Annotated in this window: 1 pseudogene; it reads right to left on the bottom strand. The window is 74.4% G+C overall.

The features are described from left to right. Window positions 1-166: 166 nt before the first annotated feature. A pseudogene (locus JHD73_RS28470) lies at window positions 167-320 on the bottom strand (hypothetical protein); the annotation flags it as partial.

The following is a 320-nucleotide window of genomic DNA, read 5'->3' as shown; positions in this document are numbered from 1 at the left end:
CCCCCCCCCCCCCCCCCCCCCCCCCCCCCCCCCCCCCCCCCCCCCCCCCCCCCCCCCCCCCCCCCCCCCCCCCCCCCCCCCCCCCCCCCCCCCCCCCCCCCCCCCCCCCCCCCCCCCCCACTTTTCACGCAGAAGACGGCATACGAGATCAGGCGCCATGTCTCGTGGGCTCGGAGATGTGTATAAGAGACAGGGTCAAGCCTTCGCGCATGTCGTCGCCCGAGGTGTCGACCTTGGCTTTCTTGGCGATCTCGTTGTCGGTGATGTATTTGTTGATGACGCGCGTCATGGCGGCGCGCAGGCCCGTGAGGTGGGTGCCG

The organism is Ralstonia sp. ASV6 (assembly GCF_016429285.1).
GTDB lineage: Bacteria > Pseudomonadota > Gammaproteobacteria > Burkholderiales > Burkholderiaceae > Ralstonia > Ralstonia flaminis.
Note: the sequence above shows the minus strand (reverse complement) of the source record. Positions and strands in the feature narration are given on the sequence as shown.